The following is a 22,859-nucleotide window of genomic DNA, read 5'->3' on the forward strand; positions in this document are numbered from 1 at the left end:
TATTTATATTTTTTACTGCAATTTCTTGATCTCCAGCGGGAAACTTACATCCTCGGAATCCATATATACAACGCCAATCTTCGCTCCGCTGTCTCCGCCCAGAGCATCCTCATCCATCGGACAGCCATCCTTCATGAACCCCATCTCAGTTCCATCTGCTGTCACCATCATAAACGTGCTCATCGCATTGGCCGTCGTCGTTCCCTCTGCGTATGCGATCGTCCAGTCATCATCTCCCGGTGCCGCGATCACCATATTGACTTTCTCCAGATCCATATTGTCATGGATCTCGACACCGATATATCCGATCACAACAAGACTGTCATCCGCGATCTCAGTCTCCACGTCACCGATATTTCCGGTCGTGATCACATATTCTCCACCATCATCTGCTTTGAGCGTAAACGTTCCTTTTTCGTCATTCGTCCCCGTCACGATTCCCTGAAGCAGGTGATAATCCGCAAGCCTCTCATCGTCCTGCGCCGCTGTTCCACTGGTTTCAGAAGACTCACTCTCCGCCATCCCTGTTCCGGTTGACTCAGCCACTGTCTCTGCTGCCGCAGTTGTCTCCGCCGGTTCTGCCTTCTGGCATCCGGCCGCCAAAGCTGCGCTCATTGCTACTGCTGTCATGTACAAATACGTCTTTCTCATAGCTGTCTCCTCTCTGTAAGCCGCATTTCATTATAGCATATTTCTTATATCTTATCAATCAGACTGCTGACACACACATGGACCACGCACATCAGCTTTTCTGTGCCAATATCATACCACATCCGGACAGCGGAAAATCCTAAATTTCTATTAAAAAAATGGCTCTTTCCTCAAAAACACAGCCACATAATTCTTAGATAGAATACTGTGGCTGTGCCGTTTCTTATAAAATATAGATTTTTCTTCGTTCTTTAAATGCATTCATCAATAACGAACAGTCAAAACCGACAATAAAAAGATTTACTCCCATATTATGCAGTTCCTCAATTCGTTCCTTTGATTCTACATATAGTGTTGGAGCTTTTCCATAGCTAATTGCTGTTCGGACAATATATTCCTCCGCTTCTTTTACCCGCGGATTCTTTGTGTCTCCCGGAATTCCCAATGCCTGAGAGAGATCTGCTTTTCCAGAAGAAACCATATCCACTCCAGGAATCTCCAGAATCCTTTCAAGGTTGTCAAGTCCTTGTCGACTCTCGATCTGGACGATCGTATGCATCCAGTTATTAGCGTTTGCAATATAGTTTTCTCTGGAATAACCGTCAAAACGTATTCCATCTGTAAATGCATACATTCCACGGCTTCCCACCGGATAAAACTTTGTCTGCTCTACGATTCTTTCCGCATCACTTTTTGTCTGTACATCTGGAAACATAACTGCCGACGGTTCCAACGCCAGAATCGGATCAATATTTTCTCTCGATCCCACACGGATCTGAAGCGGAAAATCCAGAAGTCTTGCCATACGAAACATTTCCGCCAACGTCTGAGGCGAAAAGTTCACATGCTCCGCGTCAAGTCTGCCAAAGTCATATCCTGCACATTTCGCCATCTCTATGAGCTGTGGGTCCTGCATTGTAATATAAATACCATAACTCGGAATATTTTTTTTACTGAGTTCTAAAAGATTTTTCATAGTCCTTCCTTTTTATAAAGTCTTCAAATATTCTTCCAATGCAATACATGCCTCTCGATATGCTGGAACTCCGCCAAGACTCATTGCCGTTGCAAGTACCATAAATATCTCCTCTTTTGTGGCACCATACTTTTCTACTGCCGTCTGCGCGTGAGTTTTCACTGCCGGTGCCGAGCGGAGTACACATGCCATTCCAAGAACCATTAATTCCCGGTATTTTTTCGGAATGATTTCCCCCTCATTTGCCATAGATGTAAATTTTAAGTATGCACTCCGCATTTCTGGACTCATTTCATCCATTAATTCCCAATGATATGCCAACATATATAATTCCTCCCTGTTAATTTTTCTGCTTTTTAGCAGTCATCCGGCCAATTACCATCACTCCAACCAGACCAGCAATACCGATTACATCTGTAATCGTCTCCGGAATCAACATTGCTACTGCACAAACAATTGCTATAATTCTTACCGGCATTTTTAATGGTGCAAAAATATATCCCTGTGTTCCGATCGCACAAAGGAATGTTCCTAATAATGTCGTTGCGCATACCTGAAGGATCTGTCCCATATTTCCAACCATTAGCAGCGCTGGATTATACACAAATACAAACGGGATAAAGAATACCGGAAGTGCAAGAATACATGATGTAATTCCAACCTTCATTGGGCTGCACTTTGCAATTCCTGCCCCTACGAATGCCGCGATTGCAACCGGCGGCGTAATTGCTGAAATAATACCAAAATAAAATACAAACATATGTGCTGCAATCGGAAGTACTCCGAATTCGATCATCGCCGGTGCAACTAATGCAGCGAGAAGAAGATAACATGCAACCGTCGGCATTCCCATTCCAAGAATCAAGGATGCAACAGCCGCCAGAACACATAGCAGCATCAGACTGTTTCCTGCCATATTCACAATATAAGAAGAAAGAGTAATTCCCAAACCTGTTGCATTGAAAATTCCTACGATCAGTCCCGCAGATGCACATACAACTGAGATCGGAACAATTGCTTTTCCACTGAATACAAGAGCCTCCCACATTTTTTTTGGAGTGATTCTTGTATCCTTGTTCAGCCAGGAAAGAACAATGATCGCAAATGTGCTGACTAAAGCTGACCACTGGGCAGACTTATTGAATACAGCTACTAAAACAAATAAAAGTACGATAGGAAACAGCAGATAGCCACTCTTAAACAGAAGATCCCTTAACGGAGGCAGATTCGGGTCCTTATCTACACCTTTAATTCCTTTTCTCCGGCTATATAAATCTACCGAAATAAATATGGATAGATAAAATACTGCTGCAGGAATGATCGCTGCTTTCATGATCTCTACATACGGCTTGCTCAGCATCTCCGCAATAATAAACGCTGCAGCACCCATGATCGGCGGCATGATCTGTCCCCCTGATGACGCAGTTGCCTCCACTGCCCCAGCGTAATGCGGCTCAAATCCTGTCTTTCTCATCAGTGGGATCGTTATAATTCCCGTTCCTGCCACGTTCGCAGCCGCACTTCCGGAAATCGTACCAAAAAGCGAACTCGAGACTACCGCAATTTTTGCAGCTCCACCAGTAAATCGACCGAATAATAAAATTGTCAGATTCATAAACACTTTTGAAGCACCAGAAATCTCCAAAAAGCCAGCAAACACAAGTACCGCTCCTACCGTCGATACAATTGCTCCAAGCGCAGTTCCCATGATTCCTTCGGTATACAAACTCAACGTACCAATCATTCTCTTATAAGACAATACTGGATGAGAAATTCCCGATGGCAGATATTGCCCCAAAAGCATATAAAGGATAAACACGCCAACAACACATGTAAGTGAAAGTCCATACTCTAACCAGGTTGCCACCAAAGTCGCCACAATCAGGATAAATCCCGCTATGTAATCGGAGGTGATGTACATGCCTAATCGTGTTCTGGATAGCGGCGTAGAGTTCATATCAATATAGATCATTGCATACGCAGTGATCAGGCTTAAAATTACATACAATATTGTTCTAAATTTCTGTCCTTTTTTCTTTTGGACGATTCCTTTCGACAGAAAACACATCGGCAATGCCATTAAAAGATGTCTGCTGCGTCCTGTCAAAAGATCATATCCCATAAATGCATATGATATCGAATATACTGAAAGCAGTGCGGATAGAACATTTATGATGATTTCTGCCGGATTTTTTTCTTTGCTCTGTTTTTCTCCCATTTTCTCCCTCACTTTCTTTCTAAAAGTGCTGTGATCCTTAGGAAAAAGATTACAGCACTTTTAATTTCCATGTTTACTTGATCATATCATGTTCTTTTAACCAACTCTCAGCACCCGTATGGAACGGAAAAACATCATTGTTTTCATATGCTGCATCGTAGTTATCATTATTGTATCCCCAACTATCACCATAAGAATACAAGGTTGTCAGATCCATTCCGAATACAACATCCAGAAATTCTTTTACATCCTCGTCCGGAATATCTTTTCGGCAGATAATACAGCTATAGTTACCAAAAGAAAGAACATCTTCATCCACACCCTCATATGTTCCTGCCGGAATTGTTGCTCTGATCCATTCCGGATGTGCATCAAGGATCGTCTTTAAGGTTTCTTCGGTCTGTCCCAAAATTCGGATTGGTTTTGCGCTGATCATTTCCATAATGTAAGACGATGGATTCGGTCCATGCGCGTTCACAACATCGATCGTTCCGTCTTTGATTGCTTGAGCCATTTCTCCATATCCCATCGTTGCAACATTTTCCGGAATCTCCACACCCCAAGCCCCATAAGCAGCTGAGTCAAGTGCGTGGGCTGAAGTACCGGAAGCCGTTGCAAGACGTGCACCTTTCAGATCTGCAATCGTCTGATATGGGGAATCTGCCCAAACAACAATTGTCTTTACTCCTGTGTGCCCAAGCATCACAACACGAATATTATCGTATTTTGCTCCACCTTCATATTCACGCTGATTGGTTGCCGCCATATAACCAGTATCATATGTAACAAATCCAAAGTCCGCTTCATTCGTCTGTACCATATTAATGACTTCAGATACTCCGTTAGCAGTTAATGCTGTGATATTGATCTTCTCTGATTTATTGTTGATCTCATTAGCCATGGCAGTTCCAAACGTAAAATACTGCGCTCCAGATGACCCTGTTAGTAATGTATAATTATTCTTTTTTCCTGATGTCTGTTCTATTGTCTGTGATTTTTCGACCTGAGTGTCCGTTCCTGAAGCTGTAGATGTGTTTCCTCCGCATGCTGTAAGCATTGTCACAGTTGCAAGTACTATAGATGCTAATCTTTTTTTCATTTTTCCCTCCTGCATTCCATATTGCATTTGAATTATCTCCAAGTTTCCGTATCCATATTTCGTCATGACGTTATGCATAAATTGCGTTCTTTTTTTGTCTATTTTTTATGCACTTTTTATAATTATATTGTACCGATAACCTGTCCCAAAGTAAAATATTGGAAATGCATGTCGACATAGGTGTTGCCTATAAAATGCCTATAAAAAAAGCGGAAGCTCCATATCGAAAGCCACCGCTCTATTTCATATCTTATTTAACTTTCCTCGCATCAACGATCGACATTCCCTGACGGATCAGTTCTTCCATTTTTGCTTCTCTCGCATTGATTCTTTCTGCTTCTTTAAGCACTTCATCAATCCGATCAACAGGAATTGCTACTGCTCCCGTGCGATCCATAAGGATCAGATCTCCCGGAATGATCTGAACTCCTCCGAGCATAACCGGCACATTTACACCAATCGTTTCGATATCACGCGCGCTTTTTACTGGAAATGTTCCCGCACAATACACCGGAAAACCAAGCTCTGCAATTTCATCAGCATCCCGAAGACAGCCATTGGTCAATTCACCGGAAACGCCGCGCAACTTCGCTCGGAGTGCGAGAAGCGCTCCCCCCGTGCAGACATCCTGAATCCCTGCCATATCAATTATAAGCATATCATACGGATTCGTCTCCGTATCAATGATCCCGCCCTGACGTGCCAGATTTTTCCCATCATACGCCGTGCTGCGACGTGCCTGACGGATCGTAAGCGCAAAACCTGCCGCCTTTTTCTGCTTTGGATCAAGCGCATGAACTCCAGCTATTGCTCCTCTCCTGATCCCAAGATTGTCCATTGCATCCGAAATATTTCCGGTCGGATACTGCAAGACTTCCTCTACAATTTTCTTTTTTTCTTCTATTTCCATAATTTTCCTTCTTTCCTCATATCGTCACAAGTTAAAGTCTTGCCGTCATCTTTCTGATATCACAATTTGTATCTAATTCCATCAGGCTTTCATAGATGGCCACAGCATGTTCCCCACCAATTCTTGGGATCATGATCTCATTAAATTTTCCGGTAACATCCTCAAATACCTCATCAAGATCAATCTCATGACCAAGAAGATATGTAGAATTGGAATAATGGGTTCCATCCTTAAAGTAGATGGTTGCCTTTCCGCCCCGGGACGGAGTAAATTCATCATTTGCAACAAGTTCCATACGTTTTAACAGATACTGTACCTGCGGGTTTTTCACATTTTCATCTGTAAATGTTTCAATCGTTACCTGACCAAACACGATCTGAGCTGCTGCGGTAAAAGAAATGCTGAATTTTCCTTCAAGCCCTGTCTGCGGGTCCATATTTCCCACCAGACGTATCGCCCGCGGATACGGCTCAAACACGATCTTTTCGATCTCTTCAATCGCATGCGGATGTTCTGCCAGAATCTTTTTGCAGTTAATGATACCACTGTGAGTCGGTGCGCCGCATGGGTAACGTTTAAAGCGAAGTTCATGGATGCCATAAGGACCATAAAGCCGCTCTAATAACTTTTCTATGTCTGCTTTGCGCGTACAAATATTATCAAGAAAATCTGTATCGAAAATATCAGCCCTGCCTGTAAATCCTCTGCCTGCAAGAATAGCTGCCATAAGTCCATTCTTTGCCGCCATTCCGGCAGCCATCGGTTTTGCCATCGTTCCAAAATTCAGCTGAATACCGCTGCATAAGCCTGCACACACTCCAAAAGCATTGCACATTTCTTCCGGGGTCAGTCCAAGAATCGCACCTGCTGCTGCTGCCGCTCCAAATACACCAATCGTACCGGTCGCATGCCAACGACCCTGATTATAATGTTCCGGCATGATTGCGGCAGAAATTGCGACCATGATCTGCATGCCCACAATTGCCCCATTGATCAGCGCTTTTCCATCCGCATTGTTATACTCCGCCGCCGCCAGCGCAGCCGGAAGAACCGGTGAGCAGAGGTGCAGGGAGAGAAAATCATGGATATCATCAAAATCAATTGCGTGAGATTCTATTCCATTGATCAATGCCGCCTGAACTGCGGAGGTCGTCCGTCCCTGACCAATGATCACGCAATCTCCACTGATGTTTTCCTCTTCAGCCATATTCATAAGCAGCTTTGCGCTTTTTTCTGTCACACCGGTCTGCGCCGCTACAAACCAGTCAATGAACGCGATCTTTGCCATTCGAATATCTTTTTCTGTAAAGCTATCCCAATGATTCTGAACGGAATATTCTGCAATCTGCATGGTAACTGTTTTTTCTGCCATGGTAACCTCCTCTAATACAATTCACGATAAATCTTTAAAACACGTTCTGCATCAAGAAATACGAAATTATTCTTCATAAGCCGCTGCTGTCCAGTGATCACTTCCTCTGTCCAGCATTTCAGCATCTCATCGTCTGCCCCATAGGATTTCAGCGATTTTCTCTCCAGAATCTGATCGAGAAGCTTGAACATTTCTGTAAATGCCTGCTCCTTTCCACAGGAGAAAATATCTGCCAGATAGCCTGCCAGTTCGTCAATCGCGCCGTCTTTTTTGATCTCAAGATAATTATCGATCACTCCTTTAAAGATCGCATAGTTCGCTTCGCCATGCGGAACATGGAAGGTTCCTCCAAGCGGATAACTCATTGCATGAACAGCTGCACATCCTGCTGTTCCAAATGCCAGCCCGGCATAATTCGATGCGATCAGGAAATCACTCAGCAACGGAATTCTTGCTTCTTTTCCCTCTTCGGACATTTTCTGATATCCATTTAAGATCATTTCAATAGCCTTATATCCAAACAATTTCGTATATGGCGTTGCTTTCGGTGAGAGACTGGACTCTACTGCGTGCACCAGAGCGTCGAGAGAACTGGTTGCAAAGACAGGATACGGCAGGTTTTCAAGAAATTCCGGAATCAAAACCGCTTTATCTGCATACATCGCATTATCTGCAAGACCAAATTTTGTATTTCTCTTCAGGAATGCAAGGATTGCAATATTTGTCACCTCAGATCCTGTTCCGCATGTTGTCGGAACAAGGATCAGTTCTCTATTTTTTTCAACCGGAAGTTCCCGGTCATATAATTTCTCGATGGGATGAAGATATTTTAATGCAAAAATTTTTGAGATGTCAAGGACTGTTCCACCTCCAATCCCAATGACTCTTTTATGCTCGCCCATTTTCTGCATATCCGCGATCATTGCTTCCACCATCTCGTCATTAGGCTCGCCCTTTCCATACCTTTCCTGATAAAGCACATCACACTTTAAATTCAACGCGCCAAAATATGGCTGATAAATATACTCGTTTGTGATAACGAGATCTCCCTCTCCGATTGAAAATTCGTTTGCAAACTCTTTCACCTTATCGAAATGATATAATTCCGGTCGTACAACAATCTCCAGCATATTTTCTCCTTTCACGCGCCTTGATGCGAACGCTTTTGAACTCTATGTATAAAACTGGCTGCCGGACAGGAATTCCTGATTCCGCCGGCAGCCTACAACAGACCTTTTGTCTTCTCATTCCGTCTCCGCCTGTTTTTCAGAACGAAGTGCCCTGCGGATCTGAGAATATACAAATGATAGGATCTCTATTTCTTATTTAAAAAACTCTGCCCCCTGCGTCTTGATCTTTAAACGATAGATTGTCTCGCACGCAAAATACAGATAATCTCTGTCCGGACCACCGAAGCAGAAGTTACGACACTGTCCCGGCACATTGATCTCTCCAAGTTTTTTTCCGTTTTTATCGAAAATGTAAACATCTCCTGTCGCTGTTGTAAAGATGTTGCCATCCTTATCGATCTTTGTTCCATCCGGGCGTCCGCCGACCTCGCAAATAACCTCGCCACCGCTCAATGTGCAGTCATCCTCTACTTTAAACCGGCGGATTTCCTGTCTCGGAGTATCGTTCACAAGCATAGTCTTCTCACCGATCTCCATACATAAACCGTTCGGCTGCTCAAAATCTTTTCTCGCAAGTACAAGCGTTCCATCCTCTTTGATGCAATATACACCCTGAAATCCCATTTCTCCGTCACGCTTAATGCCCGCAACCGGACTTGTTCTTCCATACATTGGATCAGTAAACCAGATTCTTCCTTGAGAATCAACGATCACATCGTTTGGACTGTTTAACTGCTTTCCATCATAATGAGATGCCAGTGTCTTCATATAACGGCCATCTGGCTCCATTCTTGTAATAGAGCTTGTTGCATGTTCACATGTAACAACTCTGCCTTCCGTATCGATAAAGTTACCATTGGAAATATTACTCGGGAATTTAATAACTGTCGTCTCGAATGTTTCCGGATCCCATTTAAATACTTTTCCGGCTGCCATATCAGAAAAGATCAAGCAGTTATTCTGCGGCCACCAGATGATTCCCTCGGTTACTCTATGACCGACGGAAACCGGCTCAAGAACGGCTTCTGTATCAATTAATTCATGGAATTTTGGATCTGTTTCAACAAATAATGGTTTCATGCTTTTGTCCTCCTCTGATTTAATATGATTTACTTCTGTTCCTCTTCATGGAAAAATTCATCCAAAGTCAGCATTGCCATACGGAATGATGGGAAACCGCCCATCGTAAGGACCTGTTCTACTGTTCCAAGGATCTCGTCCTTTGTTGCGCCATTCTGATATGCAAGCTTCGCATGTGCAAGGATAACCGGCTCCTGCTTTAAAATACATGCCATTGCGACATTGATCAGCTCACGGTATTTTCTCTCCAGCTTTGTATTGTCATTTACCAGCTGAGTTCTCCATGCAGTAATTTTGTCATTTAATTCCGGGTCAAGTTCCCCAAGAATCGTCCAATGATTTCTTGCCATGATTCATTCTCCTTTTCCGTCATTTTGTATTTTTTCTTCGACTGATTTATGTCTTTTTTGTATCTAATGTCATTCTAATGGATTCTTAGATACTTGTAAAATATGGGATATTAATGAAAGCATAGGCAGCTCCTATATCGCAGATAGAAAGGAATGCGTCTGCCACTTTCAGGCGTCTCGCGTAGTCGCTTGCAACAATCTACATCTTCACGCAAATGCGCATCTTGGGTACGTTAATGTTTTTTTATGCAACAGGGAATTCCCCGGAATTTCCTGTTGCATAAAAAAACAGCAGGGCTCATCTGCTCTGCTGAATTTCTTTAATAAATGCATCCACTGCCACATCCGGTTTTCTTTTTCTGTTTGTCAATAATCCAAAACTGATCTCCTCCGCATCTGTGATCTCTAACGGATAGATCGCACCAGATTTTACATAGATATCGTCTTTTAGGGATATATCCGGCCCAAACCCCACTGCCTCTGTCTGCATAACAAAGCGCTTGATTGACTCCGGATTATAGGTTGTTGACATGACATTGGGCTGTCCATATCTGCTGATCTGTTCCAAACAATATCGATGAAGGGAAAACTCATCTCCAAATAAAAAAAGCTGGAACGGAAGAAGCTCCCGGAACGTGATCTTTTTTCGATTTGCCAACGATGACTGTTTTCCAACATATGCCATTAATCTTCCATCCATCAAATGCTGGTAAGTCAGTTCTTCATCGAATGATCGCTTTCCATGTCTGGATACAAGCCCCAGATTTGCATCGCCCGACAGACAATCTTTAATGATGCGTTCCGTTCCCTCTTCACGGATCCGCAGACTGACATTGGGAAATACATCTCTGAAATGTCGAATCACCTTAGGAAGTATCACTGCGCTGAGAGTTGGGATCGCACCGATCGTCACTCTGGAATTTATCTTCGAATAATCACCGACGGACAATTTCTCGATCTCTCCAACACTTTTTATCACCTCTCTGGCATGTGCAATGACTTTCAATCCTAACGGGGTTGGCACTGCGCCGGTCCGGTATCTTGTAAACAGAGTCATATTTAATTCTTTTTCAAGCGCAGTCACCGCCTGACTGACACTGGGCTGGGCAATAAACAGCCGTTCGCTTGCCATTGTAAAAGATCCTGTATCTGCAATTTCTATAATATAACGAAGCTGTTCAAGACGCATTGCTGCTTCCTCCTATTTTATCCAATGTACAACTATGCCACATATTTATGATCGCGTCCTCATATGAAAGTCATACGCAAATCTTTCATTCTTTCGGCTGGAATCTATGTTTAATATACAAAATTTAACTTAAAAATTCAAGGTCTTTATTTACCATTTATGATAGGCATCGCCTATGCTTGTATTCAAAGAATATATTTTACACAAATATCTTTTTGTTTTATACTGTTTTCAGGTAAATTGATACAGATTTTGAAGATCCGGAGCTTCAGACAATTTGCTATCGTGATTTGCATCTTGTAATTTCACCTAAACAAAAGCAGTATTGACTGCACTAAAAATTTAAAAAGGAGAATGTACTATGCCAGTATTAGTTACTGCACCATCCCTTCTGGCACTCATCCCTATGGTTCTCTTTCTCATCCTTACACTGCGCGGAAAAAATTACACCTTAAGTGTTGGTGTTGCCGCGATCCTTGGATGTATTCTCATGGGACAGGGGCCAAAGGAATTTGCTGGAATTCTGGTTGATAACCTTGGGGGAACGCTTGGCCAGGTAGGATTGATCATCATGTTCGGAAGCGGACTTGGCGTCGTTATGGATGCTGCCGGAATCAATCAGGTCATTGTAAATTTTGTTGTGAAAAAAATCGGTGTCGATAGTGAGAAAAAGGGTATTTTTGCATGTTATCTTGTTTCTCTGATTATGGTATGTCTGATTGGAACCTTAAACGGAGGCAATGCAGTTGTTGCTCCGATCATTCTTCCAATTGTTGCTGCTGCCGGACTCACTCCGACAACTGTTTGTTTCTTAATGTTTAATGCCGGCCTTGTCGGTGTTACGATCGGACCCTTCTGTTCCGCAGTTGCTGCTGCGCTCGGTGTCAGTGGATTAAGCTATCAGGATTACATGCTCTACTCTGCTTTACCGTACTCCATTGCATGGACAATCGTTTGTCTGATCCTCTCCTTCTATATTCAGAAGAAGACAAAAGCTGCCGGGGAAAAATACGATGAGATCGAAATCCCAGCTGAATTTCATGCTACAGCGCGTCAGAAGAATGCCTGCATCGCATTCCTCGTAACCTTCATTGGCTGCCTTATTTTTGGGCTTATGACCGGAAGCAACATGAAATATGTAATGTTTGTTATTTTACTTCTCAGTATCGTTGTTGGTCTGTTCATTGACCAGAAGTTTGAGAAAACCATCAAAATGTTTGGTCAGGGCATGGGCAAAATGGGCGGAATGTTCCTTTCCTTCCTGCTCACTGGTGTCATGATCGATACGATTACTCTTGGCGGCGGCTGGGAAGCTCTGTCAGAGCTGATTCTTCATCTTGTTGGCTCCAATGGAAAATACATGTTAATGGTAATTGCATCCTTCGTTGGCGGATTTGGTGTTGAAGGTGCCGTTGTGACACAGATGCAGATCATTCAGAGTGCCTTCTGGGACATCGCATCTTCCATGGGAATTCCGATGACCGCCTGGTCGATCGTACTGATTGCAGCAGTCCGCATCACATCCATCGTTTATCCGTCCGCAAACTATGCAGCACACCTTGGATTTGCACGCTCCAATAACATGAAGACCCTCTTAATTGCAGGCTGGATCACCTCCGTTATCATGATGATCTTTGTGCCGGTATGGGGCTTCGTTATCATGAATGTTTTTGCTTAAATTTATCTTACCTCCTGACATACGCCACCTGATAAGCGGCAAGTCATAAGAAACCCTCCGGTCACCGCATTTTGCGATTCCCGGAGGGTTCCTCATTCTCAATTTGGCAGGGTTTTCTCTATTTTCTCATAAACTCCCCATGTGCCCTCTTCTCGAGAAACGCCGTCGTCGCTTCCAGATGATCCTGCGTTCCAAAGCAGGAAGCGAAGATATCTGTCTCTGTTCCAAGGCTTTCCTCCAGTCCGGCGCTCATAGCGGTGTTGATGGACTTTTTCATATTTTCCACTGCAAGCGGTGCCATATCCGCGATCGTATCCGCTAATTCAAAGGCTCTCTTTAACAGTTCATCCGGCTCAACGACATCCTCCACAACACCAAGCTTCAGCGCTTCCTCCGCAGAGAGGCTGCGCCCCGTATATAAAAGCTCCTTGGCTCTGGAAGCGCCAACCGTTCTCGGAAGAAGGACTGTACTGCCCCATCCCGGAATCCCACCGAGCTTGATCGTCGGGATTCCGATCTTCGCGTCCGTGGCTGCCACAGTGATATCTGCCGCCAGGATCATCTCCATTCCACCACCGAGAGCATAGCCGCGGACCGCGCAGATCACCGGAACTCTGTGATTTAAAATTGACCGGATCATCTTTTTCCCGCGTCTTGAAAATTCTGCCGCTGTTGTTTCATTCAGCTGAACTTCCTCCTTGATATCTCCACCTGCCGTAAATGCCCGCTCCCCTGCTGCCGTGAGAATCACGCAGCGGACTCCTGTATCCTTCTCCGCCATCTCCAGCGCCTCTGTGAGCTCGTCCAACATCTGGGAATTGAACGCGTTTAACGCCTTCGGACGGTTGATCGTGATCAGTGCTGTTGTGTCTTTTTTCTCGTAAATCATGAATTCCATGGCAATTTCTCCAATTCTTTGTAGATCGTTTTTCCGGACTCATTTTTCGGTACCTTGCCGATGGGAAGAACCCGGACACCTCCCGGGTAAAGTCCTGTTTTCTCTGTCAGGAACTCCGCTGCCTCCTCACAGGATGCCGGATCCATTCCTTCCATATAGATCCGCATCCGGTCATCCTCGCCGGTACAGGCGAGCTCCACGCCCTCATAGCGGCCGCGAAGAAGCTGCTCGATCTCGTCCATATTGACGCGCTTTCCATACATCTTCAAAAACCGTTTTTTCCGTCCGGTGATATAGTAATATCCCTCTGCATCGCGCTTTGCCATGTCTCCGGTAAACAGAATGCCTCCGCGCTCATCTCCCTTTTCAAGATCTGCCGCACATTCCGCATATCCCATCGTGACATTCGGACCGCTATACACAAGCTCCCCCACCGTATCCGGCTCTTTGATCTCTGTCGGGCCATCCTCCATGATCCGGAATTTTCCGCCCGGGATCGCGATTCCCATGCTGCCGCATTTTCTGATGGCATCCTCTGCGGGAAGATAACTCATTCTCGCCGTCGCCTCTGTCTGCCCGTACATGACAATGAATTTTCGTCCTGAGGACATCGCATATTCCGCAAATTCCCGATGCAGGTTCACCGGAAGCTTGCCTCCTGCCTGCGTCATCGTCCGTAAGGACGGCAGCTCCATTTTAAAGAAATCAAGTCGCTTCAGGATCTGATAGGTGTAAGGGACGCCGCCAAAGGAAGTTGCTCCCTGCTCCCGGAAAAAATCCCAGAACTCCCGCTCAAACAGCGTATGCTCTGTCAGCAGCACAGCTGCTCCCACCTGAAAATGGCTGTTCATGATCGAAAGCCCATACGTGTAGTTCATCGGCAGCGTTGTGATCGGACGTTCTGTCGGATCAAGTTCCAGATATTCCGCGATCGACTCCGCATTTGACGTAACATTTTTCCGGCTCTGTCTTACAAGCTTCGGGCTTCCCGTACTGCCGGAGGTCGTAAGGAGAAGCGCAAGCTCCGGATTCAGCCCCGTTTTCCGTTTGGCATCCCGCTTTGCAAGCTGATAACCAAAGCACTCCGAGCCCTCCAGTACCGTTCCATCCGTTCCTGTAAGGTCCTCCGGCATTCCAATCAGATAATCCGGCTCATAGGTCCCGATCAGTGTCCTTAAAAGCTCTCGGTCCATTCGATGCTCTAAAAGCAGAGGAACCACATGATTCCTAAGACAGCTCCTGTAATAAAGAACTGCTCCGACGGTATTCCTGCAATACAGGAACGCAAGCCTTCCCTCCTCCAGAAATTTCGATCGTTCCTCATATATCTTCTCAAATTCTCCGTAGGTGATCCGGTTTCCCTGATCATCCGCAAGCATCAGATTCTCTGAAAATTGATCATTTCTTTCAATAAAATTCATCCGGCCCTCCTTTCTGCCCTACCGGATCGTCCGGGACAGAAGTTGGATCATGTCCTTTCCGTCCCAAACCAGATCCATCCATAGTGTCTGCCCCACAGGGACGATCTGATGGGTACCGCGAAGCCTGTGATGCAGAACACATTCACGGAGTTCCTGCTTCTCCACGCCGAAATACACCAGGGCCTGTGTTTTTTCGGACACGGCAGAGATCCATTCTTCTCCGTTTTTCATATGATATTCCAGAAAGCTTCCAAACCGCATCCTTTGTTCCGAGGCTGTTCCGGGGATATCCTTCATTTCCGTGACATAAAGTCTGTTCTCGAATTTTCTGACCTTCACGATCCGCGCCCCGCCTGCTGCCAGCTCCCACAGATCACCATATTTCACGCTGACCTTGTGCTCTGTGAGCCCATACCGCTTCGCAGTCTGGGCAAGTGCCTGCCAGAATCGCCCGGCCGCCGCTTCTCCCGTTTTTGGACAGCTCTCCCTCCAGAATACTGCCCGAGGACACGCGCAGGCGTTCTGATCCATGCTGAAGGTATCGTTGTAAAAACGCATTGCCGTCTCTGCCAGCCCCTCTTCCGACAGGGCAAGAACAGCATCCGCGTCAAACACAGCTATGGACGCGCGGTCCGGAAAAACGACCTCCGACGCTGACGGGCCGATCGGAATCTTCCGGATCTCTTCCACAGTCATATCACCGCCCCAGATCACCCGGCCGTCACACTCTCTGCTGAATTTCTCCGTTGCCTCCCGGTTTTCCCTCCCGTATGTGACAATGGAGATCCGTCGTTTCAGAACTTGAAATTCCGGCAGTCCCAAAAGCTCATCGATCAGCTCACAGACCTTTTCGCTTTCCGTGTTTCTTCGCGCCGACACCCGCACCCGGCAGGAATTTCCTGCCAGCAATCCGATCGCCATCGTGTATACAAACAGAAGCGGAACATTCGACGGTGCAATATGAAATGTTTGTCCCAGCCCAAGCCGGAAACCACAGTTTTCATACCGTTTTTTATAGCTTTCGAGGTTGGAACGCCTGAGCCAGAATCCGAGAGAACGCATTTCCTCTCCGGACAACATTCTCGGAAGTTCCCGGATCCGCTCTGAGAGTGCCGATAGAAACTCCATGGTGGTCTCCTCAAACGGGATTTCCGGTACCGATGTGATCTCCATCTCACCTGCTAAAAGAGTGACCGCCTCATTCTCCCCACGAAGCTCTTTTCCTGTCTCAAACGTATCGCTGCAGCCCCGGATTTCCGCCTTTGGGATCCTGCCCGTGATCTTAATATATTTTCCTTTTCTTCCGCATGGGCAGTCATCCTCTCCAACGATCATGCCCTTATCTTCCGTCAGCACCGAATGGCCCGGATAGGACCAGGCCATCGGTGTCAGGACCTGGATCACGCCCTCTGTTCCATTTTTGCAACAGGAAAAGTCTTCCATATTTCGGATCAGAACATCCGAATAGCTGCTCACATGCAGATGACCGCACTCACATTCCATGTAGATGCAGCCGGTCTGCTCCGCCATTCCGTAATAATTCCGCACATCGAGAATCCCGCAGACTTCCCGGAGTCCGTCCCGGAATTTCTCTGCGGACACCGCCTCCTTCGTCAGCTTCTTCCAGCCGCCGCCATGGATCAGGAAACCATGTTCCAGATGAAGCCTGTGACCCGATCTTTTCAACGGCTCATAAAAATATTTCCAGACCATATAGGTAAACCCAAACACAAGGACCGGTCCGTCACCGGCCTTCTCAAGAAATGCCTCCACAGTCTCAAGATCCAGAGACATATCTTCCTTCAGCGCGTAACAGCGTTTTGACCCGAAGATCGAAAATCCCAGAATCCCGGCTCCCCTCGCTGAAAACAGCGCCCGGTCCCGCAGGACATTCGGCGCGTCGATGATCAGCATCGGAATCCGCTTTTCCCCGATAAAATCGGCCATGATCCGCTGCAGTGTCTGCTGCTGCCAGGCTGCGGTCCGCTCATCCAGAACGATCTTTGAGGTCTTCTGTCCCGTAGTCCCAGAAGAGGCCACCGTCTTAAACACAGCTCCTGTGGGAACGCTTCGAAGCTCCATCTCCTTAAACATGGATACCGGAACCATGGGAATTTCTTCTTCTCTCCGTTGGCTTCCCGACACATCCCCCAGCGCACTGCAGCACCGGTCATAGATCAGGCACCGGTTTCTGTGGCTGTCTGTCAGCTCACTGAGCATATCCGCGTAGATTTTTTTCTTCTCCTCCGCTCCCAGCTCATAGGGGCCGCGTTTTAAAAGCTCTTCATAATTCATGAAATTCCCTCACCTCCCTGTTCATCCGGAACGGCTCTCCGTGTCCCGGAAAGATCCATGTCCCATCCGGAATCGTTTTCAGCCAGGGTTTCGCGTATTTTTCATATGCATCCCCATCTCCTCCCGGCAGTCTCGTAACGACCCTGTCCCCAGGAAGAAGATAGTCCCCGCAAAAGATACATCCGTCATATCGGATCACCATACTCCCGGGGGTATGCCCCGGAAGCGGGATCAGCTCCAGCTGCCTTGTTGCAAATTTGCAACAGATCCGGTCCGTAAATGTCAGATCCGCCTTCCGGCACTGAAACGGCGGATAATGTACAAGTTTCTTTTCCCCGCTTTTAAAGTACAAAAATGTCTCCATCATGCGGGACATATTTCTCGTCTGGTTCCCGATTCCCGCGCTGCAGGCCTCCGTTGCCGCCACTGTCACCGGATATGTCCTCCGGAGTTCATTTAATCCGCCGATGTGGTCACAATGTTCATGGGTCAGAAGGACCAGCCCCGGCATCAGGCCCCATTTCTGCAGCAGCTCCCGAATCGCTGTAAAATCGTTCGGATCGATGATCATACATTTGTCCTCTTCCCGGATCACATAGCAGTTGCTCTCCGTCACCGGTTCCACGATCCGGAAGATCCGGTCCGGATATGGATTATTCAATCGTTACCCCGTATCGTCCAAGAACTTCTTTTCCCTTTTCATAGGACGTGAAATCCAGAACATCCGGCGTATCCATATGAATATCGAACGCCTCTTCCAGCTCCCCTACAAGATCCATATGTCCGATCGAATCCCAGAGCGGAATTCCGCGGTACTTTAAGCCCGGAAGCTCCTCCTCTGTCTTGTGAAACATTCCGATAAAGATTTTGTTGTATTTTTCAAGATTTGTCATTGTATTTGCCCTCGCTTGATTCTTTATATTTTTGATCTCTGCCATGAAATATCTCTTGTCTCATTGCATCAAAAAGATTGTGCCTTTTGTGTAACAGGGAATTTCCTAATTACATAAAAACAGCTCCTTCGACATGAACTGTCTGCATTCTGCCCATACCACCGTCTCATGATCCTGGTTTTCACACACTCCGGAAAACGTCCCGATGTAACCGTCCTCCCGTTCCTTACAGGCTGTAAATGTCACCTTTGCGGTGATCATATCCCCGTAAAAAACAGGCTTCAAAAACCGCACCTGCTCTTCGATAAAGACAGTCCCCTCACCCGGAAGCTTCGTGCCCATCACCGTTGAGATCAGGCTTGCCGCCAGAACACCGTGAACCACCGGCTTTCCGTAAGGCGTTTTTTTCGCGAATTCCGCATCCGTGTGAAGTCTGCTGTAATCTCCGGTGAGCGCCGCAAACCTGTCCACGTCATCCTTAAAGAACGTCTTTGTAACCTCTGCCGTGTCACCGATGCGAACATGGATTCTACTGTCTGTCATTTCTCCCGGCATCGCGTCTTTTCTGCCGCAAACTTCCACGTTTTTTTTCGCTTCCCTGTCCTGCTCCAGATACGTCTTTACCTCAGAAAAGCTCCGCTCCGTCGGGAGAAGAAACAGCTTTTTCTTTGGTGTAAGCCCATCCACTGACGCACAGGCCCGGACGCAGCCGCAGACAACAAGTCCGATCTCGCATTCTTTCATGTCCCCGGCTGCAAAGTCAAACTCATGTTCCGGATATTGTTCCTGCAGGCGTTTTACCTGCCGTCCCCTGTTGTATACAGGATTGCAGCCGCCACAGTATTTGATGCCGATCCTCATATGCATTCCTGCGCTTCATGGTTATGATTCAGAAGCTTTCTCGCGAAATCCAGAAGCTCCGGACTGATCTCATTGACGAGAACAACCTCCTTCACCTCCGGAATCTCTTTCTGGACCTCTGCCGCAATCAGTTCCTCCGTTGTCAATCTCGCTGACGGACATCCGGAACAGTGTCCGGTCAGGCGGATCTTTAAAACTCCATCCGCGTACTCTACGATCTGTACGTCGCCCTCATGGGATAACAGCGCCGGACGGACCTTCTTTTCCAATACTTCATCGATTCTTTCTATCATTGTGATACCTCCTGATCTGCCCTCGAAAGACCGGGGTCTTTTTCGTTGTTCCGAATCCGGAACACACACAGCGCTCCGAATTCTTTGTCCTTAGTTATGAGCAATTTTTATGCCAATCACCCCGGTTTTCAGGGAACCGGATCGTCCGTCCACGAACTGCCCGGTTTTCAGGCCTTTCATCCGCGTGCCATATTCCATTTTTCTTTATCTCAGTGATTCTCATTCCATATCCCGGTGCCTTTCTGTTGCGTTTTTGCAACAAGCGACAATTTATTTCATTTATGCAACAGATTTTTCCGGAAATCGTGGAGAAAATCCCTGTTCTGGTCCCGGATCTCCGGTTACTTCCGTCAGGATTCTGTTCGATCATATTTCATTTCTTTTTTTATTTTTATTTCCTGTCATTCTTTTCTTCCTTAATATATTCTTTCTGGCCATCTCCCGAAAAAAATAAATTTCCCAAAAATCTCCCTCCCGCTTTTGTAACTTTGGCACATGGATTGCTTTATAGTAGGTCAGTTCCGAAAACGGAACACAAGAGCTTATGAATTCCAAAAAGGACCTGCAAACCAGAAGTCCTTCGGATGTATAGCAGCTACTCACAAAAACTTATCAGGAAAGGATGCAGCCGCAACGAAAATGGCTGCGAAGGGAAGATGTGTTATGGCATTAATGACAGGCGAACAGTATGTAGAGAGCATGAGAAAATTGAATCTTCAGGTTTATATGTTTGGTAAGAAGATCGAAAATCCAGTTGACGATCCGATCCTCCGTCCGTCCTTAAACTCTGTAAAAGCAACCTACGATCTGGCTCAGGATCCGGAGTACGCAGACTTAATGACTGCAAAATCCATTCTTACAGGTGAGACCATCAACCGTTTCACACATATCCATCAGAGCACCGATGACCTGATCAAGAAGGTTAAAATGCAGAGACTCTGTGGACAGAAGACCGCAGCCTGTTTCCAGCGCTGTGTCGGCATGGACGCGTTCAACGCCGTTTACAGCACAACCTATGAGACAGATGAAAAGTACGGAACACATTACCATGAGAACTTCAAGAAATTCCTCCAGTACGTTCAGGAGCATGACTACACCGTTGACGGCGCTATGACAGACCCGAAGGGTGACCGTTCCCTTCCGCCGCACTTACAGGCAGATCCGGATCTTTACTTAAGAGTCGTTGAGAGAAGACCGGACGGAATCGTTGTCCGCGGCGCGAAAGCTCACCAGACAGGTTTCGTAAACTCTCACGAGGTTATCGTAATGCCGACACAGGCGATGGGCGAGGACGACAAGGACTACGCAGTTGCATTCGCAGTTCCGACAGACGCAAAGGGCATCTTCATGATCGTCGGCCGTCAGTCCTGTGATACAAGAAAGCTTGAAGGCAGCGAGATCGATGTAGGAAACTCCCAGTTCGGTGGAACAGAGGCTCTCGTAATCTTTGATGATGTATTCGTACCGAATGACCGTATCTTCTTAAACGGCGAGAACGAGTTCGCAGGTGTTCTGGTTGAGCGTTTCGCAGGTTACCACAGACAGTCCTACGGCGGATGTAAGGTTGGTGTCGGCGATGTCCTGATCGGTGCTGCTGCCGTTGCCGCAGACTTCAACGGTGCTCAGAAGGCATCCCATATCAAGGACAAGCTCATCGAGATGACTCACTTAAATGAGACACTTTACTGCTGTGGTATTGCATGCTCCGCAGAGGGCCGTCCGACAAAATCCGGCAACTACCTGATCGACCTTCTTCTCGCAAACGTCTGCAAACAGAATGTTACAAGATTCCCGTACGAGATCGCTCGTCTTGCAGAGGATATCGCCGGTGGTCTTATGGTTACCGCACCGTCCGAGAAAGACTTAAAGGATCCGTTCCTGGGCAAGTATGTTGACAAATATTTCCGCGGTGTAAACGCTGTTTCCACAGAAAACCGTCTCCGCATCATGAGACTCATCGAGAACCTGACTCTTGGCGCAGCCGCTGTCGGATACCGCACAGAGTCCATGCACGGCGCAGGTTCCCCACAGGCACAGAGAATCATGATCTCCCGTCAGGGCAACCTCGCAATGAAGAAGAAACTTGCGAAAGATATCGCAAAAATCACAGAATAATAACGGGAGGTATCTTCCATGAGTTGGGAAAACGAATATAAATCTAAGCTCACCACTGCCGAAAAGGCAGTGGAGCTTATTAAATCCGGCAACCGCGTTGTGATCGGCCATGCCTGCGCAGAGCCGTCCTATCTGGTAGACGCAATGGTTGCAAATGCGGAAAGCTACCACGATGTAGAGATCGTCCACATGGTCGCTATGGGAAAAGCCGGTTATGCACAGCCGGGAATGGAATCCCATTTCCGCCACAACGCTCTTTTCGTTGGCGGCACTACAAGAAAAGCAGTCGCAGAGGGCCGCGGTGACTATACTCCGTGCTTCTTCTACCGCATTCCATCATTATTTACAAACGGAAGTCTCCCGGTCGATGTAGCGCTCGTTCAGGCTACTCCGCCGGATGAAAATGGAAACATGAGTCTCGGAATTTCCATCGACTACACACTTCCTGCAGCAAGAGCCGCAAAAAGCGTAATCGTTCAGGTAAACCATGAGCTCCCGAGAACCGGCGGTGACAGCTGCATCAATGCATCAGACGCAAATATTGCCGCGATCGTGGAGCATGATGCCCCGATCATTGAACTCGCTCCGCCGAAGATCGGCGATGTGGAGCGCGCCATCGGCGCAAACTGCGCATCCCTGATCCATGACGGTGATACCCTTCAGCTTGGGATCGGCGCAATTCCGGACGCTGTTCTTCTCTTCTTAACAGAAAAGAAAGACCTCGGCATCCACTCTGAGATGTTCTCCGACGGCGTTGTGGAACTGGTTGAAAAAGGTGTTATCACGAACACAAAGAAAAAGACCCATGTCGGCAAGTTTGTCGCAAACTTCTTAATGGGTACAAAGAGACTTTACGATTTCGTCAACAACAATCCGGATGTTGAGATGTATCCGGTTGATTATGTAAACAATCCGGTCGTTGTCATGAAGGAAGACAACATTGTCTCCATCAACTCCTGCGTCCAGATCGACCTGATGGGACAGGCCGCTTCCGAGACTATCGGATATACCCAGATCTCCGGTGTCGGAGGTCAGGTGGATTTCGTCCGCGGTGCTGCCATGGCAAAGAATGGCCGTTCCATTCTCGCCTTCCCGTCCACAGCCGCGAAGGGAACCGTTTCCAAGATTGTTCCGCTGCTTGACGAAGGCGCAGCCGTTACAACCTCCAGAAATGACGTGGATTACGTCATCACGGAATATGGTATAGCAAAATTGTCCGGAAAGACCTTAAAACAGCGTGCGCATGCTCTGATCGAGATCGCCCACCCGAATTTCCGCGACGAATTAAAGAAAGTTTACGAGGAGCGGTTCCACTGTTCCTATGAGTAAACGGCGAACTCCCTGCCGTTAGTCCGGTGCCCTCGGGATACGGCAGGATGAACCATCAGTCCTGTACCGGCCTTTCAGTTTCTGATCGTCTTCCGGTACGG

At 46.7% G+C, this 22,859-nt stretch carries 21 protein-coding genes; 3 read left to right on the plus strand and 18 right to left on the minus strand.

Features of this window, described 5'->3' with window-relative positions:
- Nucleotides 1-12: 12 nt before the first annotated feature.
- The 11 genes from DW826_RS02235 to DW826_RS02285 all read right to left on the minus strand — a co-directional run bounded on the left by DW826_RS02235 (nt 13) and on the right by DW826_RS02285 (nt 10,975).
- Nucleotides 13-651 carry a hypothetical protein gene (locus DW826_RS02235; protein WP_117468973.1) on the minus strand — a complete coding sequence of 213 codons (639 nt, stop codon included), beginning with the start codon at nt 649-651 and terminating at the stop codon, nt 13-15.
- A gap of 223 nt (nt 652-874) precedes the next feature.
- Nucleotides 875-1,627 (minus strand): aldolase/citrate lyase family protein, encoded by a 753-nt coding sequence (locus DW826_RS02240; RefSeq protein ID WP_117551887.1) that lies wholly within the window; start codon nt 1,625-1,627, stop codon nt 875-877.
- A 12-nt stretch (nt 1,628-1,639) separates the two neighbouring features.
- The gene (locus DW826_RS02245; RefSeq protein WP_117551888.1) at nt 1,640-1,951 is read right to left on the minus strand and encodes a carboxymuconolactone decarboxylase family protein; all 312 of its coding nucleotides are present in this window, start codon (nt 1,949-1,951) and stop codon (nt 1,640-1,642) included.
- Between the two features lie 16 nt (nt 1,952-1,967).
- The gene (locus tag DW826_RS02250; protein WP_117551889.1) at nt 1,968-3,845 is read right to left on the minus strand and encodes a TRAP transporter fused permease subunit; all 1,878 of its coding nucleotides are present in this window, start codon (nt 3,843-3,845) and stop codon (nt 1,968-1,970) included.
- Nucleotides 3,846-3,918: 73 nt separating this feature from the next.
- Nucleotides 3,919-4,944 (minus strand): TAXI family TRAP transporter solute-binding subunit, encoded by a 1,026-nt coding sequence (locus DW826_RS02255; RefSeq protein WP_181967961.1) that lies wholly within the window; start codon nt 4,942-4,944, stop codon nt 3,919-3,921.
- 250 nt (nt 4,945-5,194) lie between these two features.
- Nucleotides 5,195-5,854: a hypothetical protein gene (locus DW826_RS02260; RefSeq protein ID WP_117551891.1), complete on the minus strand. Its 660-nt coding sequence runs from the start codon at nt 5,852-5,854 to the stop codon at nt 5,195-5,197.
- Nucleotides 5,855-5,885: 31 nt separating this feature from the next.
- Entirely contained in the window at nt 5,886-7,226 is a 1,341-nt protein-coding gene (locus DW826_RS02265) for an MmgE/PrpD family protein (protein WP_117551892.1), read from the minus strand.
- 11 nt (nt 7,227-7,237) lie between these two features.
- Nucleotides 7,238-8,356 carry a 4-hydroxybutyrate dehydrogenase gene (locus DW826_RS02270; RefSeq protein WP_117551893.1) on the minus strand — a complete coding sequence of 373 codons (1,119 nt, stop codon included), beginning with the start codon at nt 8,354-8,356 and terminating at the stop codon, nt 7,238-7,240.
- A 192-nt stretch (nt 8,357-8,548) separates the two neighbouring features.
- A complete protein-coding gene (locus tag DW826_RS02275) occupies nt 8,549-9,436 on the minus strand; it encodes an SMP-30/gluconolactonase/LRE family protein (RefSeq protein ID WP_117551895.1) in 888 nt (295 codons plus the stop codon).
- A 29-nt stretch (nt 9,437-9,465) separates the two neighbouring features.
- Nucleotides 9,466-9,786, minus strand: a complete 321-nt coding sequence (locus DW826_RS02280) for a carboxymuconolactone decarboxylase family protein (RefSeq protein WP_117551896.1) — start codon at nt 9,784-9,786, stop codon at nt 9,466-9,468.
- A 298-nt stretch (nt 9,787-10,084) separates the two neighbouring features.
- Nucleotides 10,085-10,975 carry a LysR family transcriptional regulator gene (locus tag DW826_RS02285; RefSeq protein WP_117551897.1) on the minus strand — a complete coding sequence of 297 codons (891 nt, stop codon included), beginning with the start codon at nt 10,973-10,975 and terminating at the stop codon, nt 10,085-10,087.
- 361 nt (nt 10,976-11,336) lie between these two features.
- Here DW826_RS02285 and DW826_RS02290 point away from each other — a divergent pair, with 361 nt between their 5' ends.
- A complete protein-coding gene (locus DW826_RS02290) occupies nt 11,337-12,653 on the plus strand; it encodes a hypothetical protein (protein WP_117551898.1) in 1,317 nt (438 codons plus the stop codon).
- Nucleotides 12,654-12,771: 118 nt separating this feature from the next.
- Here DW826_RS02290 and DW826_RS02295 read toward each other — a convergent pair whose 3' ends face one another.
- Genes DW826_RS02295 through DW826_RS02325 form a run of 7 tightly spaced genes read right to left on the minus strand, consistent with a single transcriptional unit; the run spans nt 12,772 to nt 19,314 of the window.
- Entirely contained in the window at nt 12,772-13,551 is a 780-nt protein-coding gene (locus tag DW826_RS02295; protein ID WP_117468972.1) for an enoyl-CoA hydratase-related protein, read from the minus strand.
- Nucleotides 13,539-14,972 carry an AMP-binding protein gene (locus DW826_RS02300; RefSeq protein WP_117551899.1) on the minus strand — a complete coding sequence of 478 codons (1,434 nt, stop codon included), beginning with the start codon at nt 14,970-14,972 and terminating at the stop codon, nt 13,539-13,541. Before DW826_RS02300 ends, DW826_RS02295 begins: the two co-directional genes overlap by 13 nt.
- 18 nt (nt 14,973-14,990) lie before the next feature.
- Nucleotides 14,991-17,267: an acyl-CoA reductase gene (locus tag DW826_RS02305; protein WP_117551901.1), complete on the minus strand. Its 2,277-nt coding sequence runs from the start codon at nt 17,265-17,267 to the stop codon at nt 14,991-14,993.
- Entirely contained in the window at nt 17,257-17,928 is a 672-nt protein-coding gene (locus DW826_RS02310) for an MBL fold metallo-hydrolase (RefSeq protein WP_117551902.1), read from the minus strand. The genes DW826_RS02305 and DW826_RS02310 overlap by 11 nt, the downstream gene beginning before the upstream one ends.
- A complete protein-coding gene (locus tag DW826_RS02315; protein WP_347465563.1) occupies nt 17,921-18,205 on the minus strand; it encodes an acyl carrier protein in 285 nt (94 codons plus the stop codon). Before DW826_RS02315 ends, DW826_RS02310 begins: the two co-directional genes overlap by 8 nt.
- A 60-nt stretch (nt 18,206-18,265) precedes the next feature.
- The gene (locus DW826_RS02320; RefSeq protein ID WP_181967962.1) at nt 18,266-19,021 is read right to left on the minus strand and encodes a MaoC family dehydratase; all 756 of its coding nucleotides are present in this window, start codon (nt 19,019-19,021) and stop codon (nt 18,266-18,268) included.
- Nucleotides 19,018-19,314 carry a NifU family protein gene (locus tag DW826_RS02325; protein ID WP_117551905.1) on the minus strand — a complete coding sequence of 99 codons (297 nt, stop codon included), beginning with the start codon at nt 19,312-19,314 and terminating at the stop codon, nt 19,018-19,020. Before DW826_RS02325 ends, DW826_RS02320 begins: the two co-directional genes overlap by 4 nt.
- Before the next feature lie 663 nt (nt 19,315-19,977).
- On the opposite strand from DW826_RS02325, the gene DW826_RS02335 reads away from it, so the two are divergent.
- Together DW826_RS02335 and DW826_RS02340 are read left to right on the plus strand one after the other, a co-directional pair.
- Nucleotides 19,978-21,429, plus strand: a complete 1,452-nt coding sequence (locus DW826_RS02335) for a 4-hydroxyphenylacetate 3-hydroxylase family protein (RefSeq protein WP_117552002.1) — start codon at nt 19,978-19,980, stop codon at nt 21,427-21,429.
- 18 nt (nt 21,430-21,447) lie between these two features.
- On the plus strand, nt 21,448-22,758 hold the full coding sequence (locus DW826_RS02340; protein WP_117551907.1) for an acetyl-CoA hydrolase/transferase C-terminal domain-containing protein: 1,311 nt from the start codon (nt 21,448-21,450) through the stop codon (nt 22,756-22,758).
- The last annotated feature ends 101 nt before the right edge of the window (nt 22,759-22,859 follow it).

Origin of the sequence: Clostridium sp. AM34-11AC (assembly GCF_003435375.1) — a bacterium.
Lineage (GTDB): Bacteria > Bacillota > Clostridia > Lachnospirales > Lachnospiraceae > Pilosibacter > Pilosibacter fragilis.

Excerpts from the sequence above, each read along its gene's own strand:
- DW826_RS02235 (WP_117468973.1), bottom strand. The coding sequence starts at position 651 with ATGAGAAAGACGTATTTGTACATGACAGCAGTAGCAATGAGCGCAGCT.
- DW826_RS02240 (WP_117551887.1), bottom strand. The coding sequence starts at position 1,627 with ATGAAAAATCTTTTAGAACTCAGTAAAAAAAATATTCCGAGTTATGGT.
- DW826_RS02245 (WP_117551888.1), bottom strand. The coding sequence starts at position 1,951 with ATGTTGGCATATCATTGGGAATTAATGGATGAAATGAGTCCAGAAATG.
- DW826_RS02250 (WP_117551889.1), bottom strand. The coding sequence starts at position 3,845 with ATGGGAGAAAAACAGAGCAAAGAAAAAAATCCGGCAGAAATCATCATA.
- DW826_RS02255 (WP_181967961.1), bottom strand. The coding sequence starts at position 4,944 with ATGAAAAAAAGATTAGCATCTATAGTACTTGCAACTGTGACAATGCTT.
- DW826_RS02260 (WP_117551891.1), bottom strand. The coding sequence starts at position 5,854 with ATGGAAATAGAAGAAAAAAAGAAAATTGTAGAGGAAGTCTTGCAGTAT.
- DW826_RS02265 (WP_117551892.1), bottom strand. The coding sequence starts at position 7,226 with ATGGCAGAAAAAACAGTTACCATGCAGATTGCAGAATATTCCGTTCAG.
- DW826_RS02270 (WP_117551893.1), bottom strand. The coding sequence starts at position 8,356 with ATGCTGGAGATTGTTGTACGACCGGAATTATATCATTTCGATAAGGTG.
- DW826_RS02275 (WP_117551895.1), bottom strand. The coding sequence starts at position 9,436 with ATGAAACCATTATTTGTTGAAACAGATCCAAAATTCCATGAATTAATT.
- DW826_RS02280 (WP_117551896.1), bottom strand. The coding sequence starts at position 9,786 with ATGGCAAGAAATCATTGGACGATTCTTGGGGAACTTGACCCGGAATTA.
- DW826_RS02285 (WP_117551897.1), bottom strand. The coding sequence starts at position 10,975 with ATGCGTCTTGAACAGCTTCGTTATATTATAGAAATTGCAGATACAGGA.
- DW826_RS02290 (WP_117551898.1), top strand. The coding sequence starts at position 11,337 with ATGCCAGTATTAGTTACTGCACCATCCCTTCTGGCACTCATCCCTATG.
- DW826_RS02295 (WP_117468972.1), bottom strand. The coding sequence starts at position 13,551 with ATGGAATTCATGATTTACGAGAAAAAAGACACAACAGCACTGATCACG.
- DW826_RS02300 (WP_117551899.1), bottom strand. The coding sequence starts at position 14,972 with ATGAATTTTATTGAAAGAAATGATCAATTTTCAGAGAATCTGATGCTT.
- DW826_RS02305 (WP_117551901.1), bottom strand. The coding sequence starts at position 17,267 with ATGAATTATGAAGAGCTTTTAAAACGCGGCCCCTATGAGCTGGGAGCG.
- DW826_RS02315 (WP_347465563.1), bottom strand. The coding sequence starts at position 18,205 with ATGGCAGAGATCAAAAATATAAAGAATCAAGCGAGGGCAAATACAATG.
- DW826_RS02320 (WP_181967962.1), bottom strand. The coding sequence starts at position 19,021 with ATGAGGATCGGCATCAAATACTGTGGCGGCTGCAATCCTGTATACAAC.
- DW826_RS02325 (WP_117551905.1), bottom strand. The coding sequence starts at position 19,314 with ATGATAGAAAGAATCGATGAAGTATTGGAAAAGAAGGTCCGTCCGGCG.
- DW826_RS02335 (WP_117552002.1), top strand. The coding sequence starts at position 19,978 with ATGGCATTAATGACAGGCGAACAGTATGTAGAGAGCATGAGAAAATTG.
- DW826_RS02340 (WP_117551907.1), top strand. The coding sequence starts at position 21,448 with ATGAGTTGGGAAAACGAATATAAATCTAAGCTCACCACTGCCGAAAAG.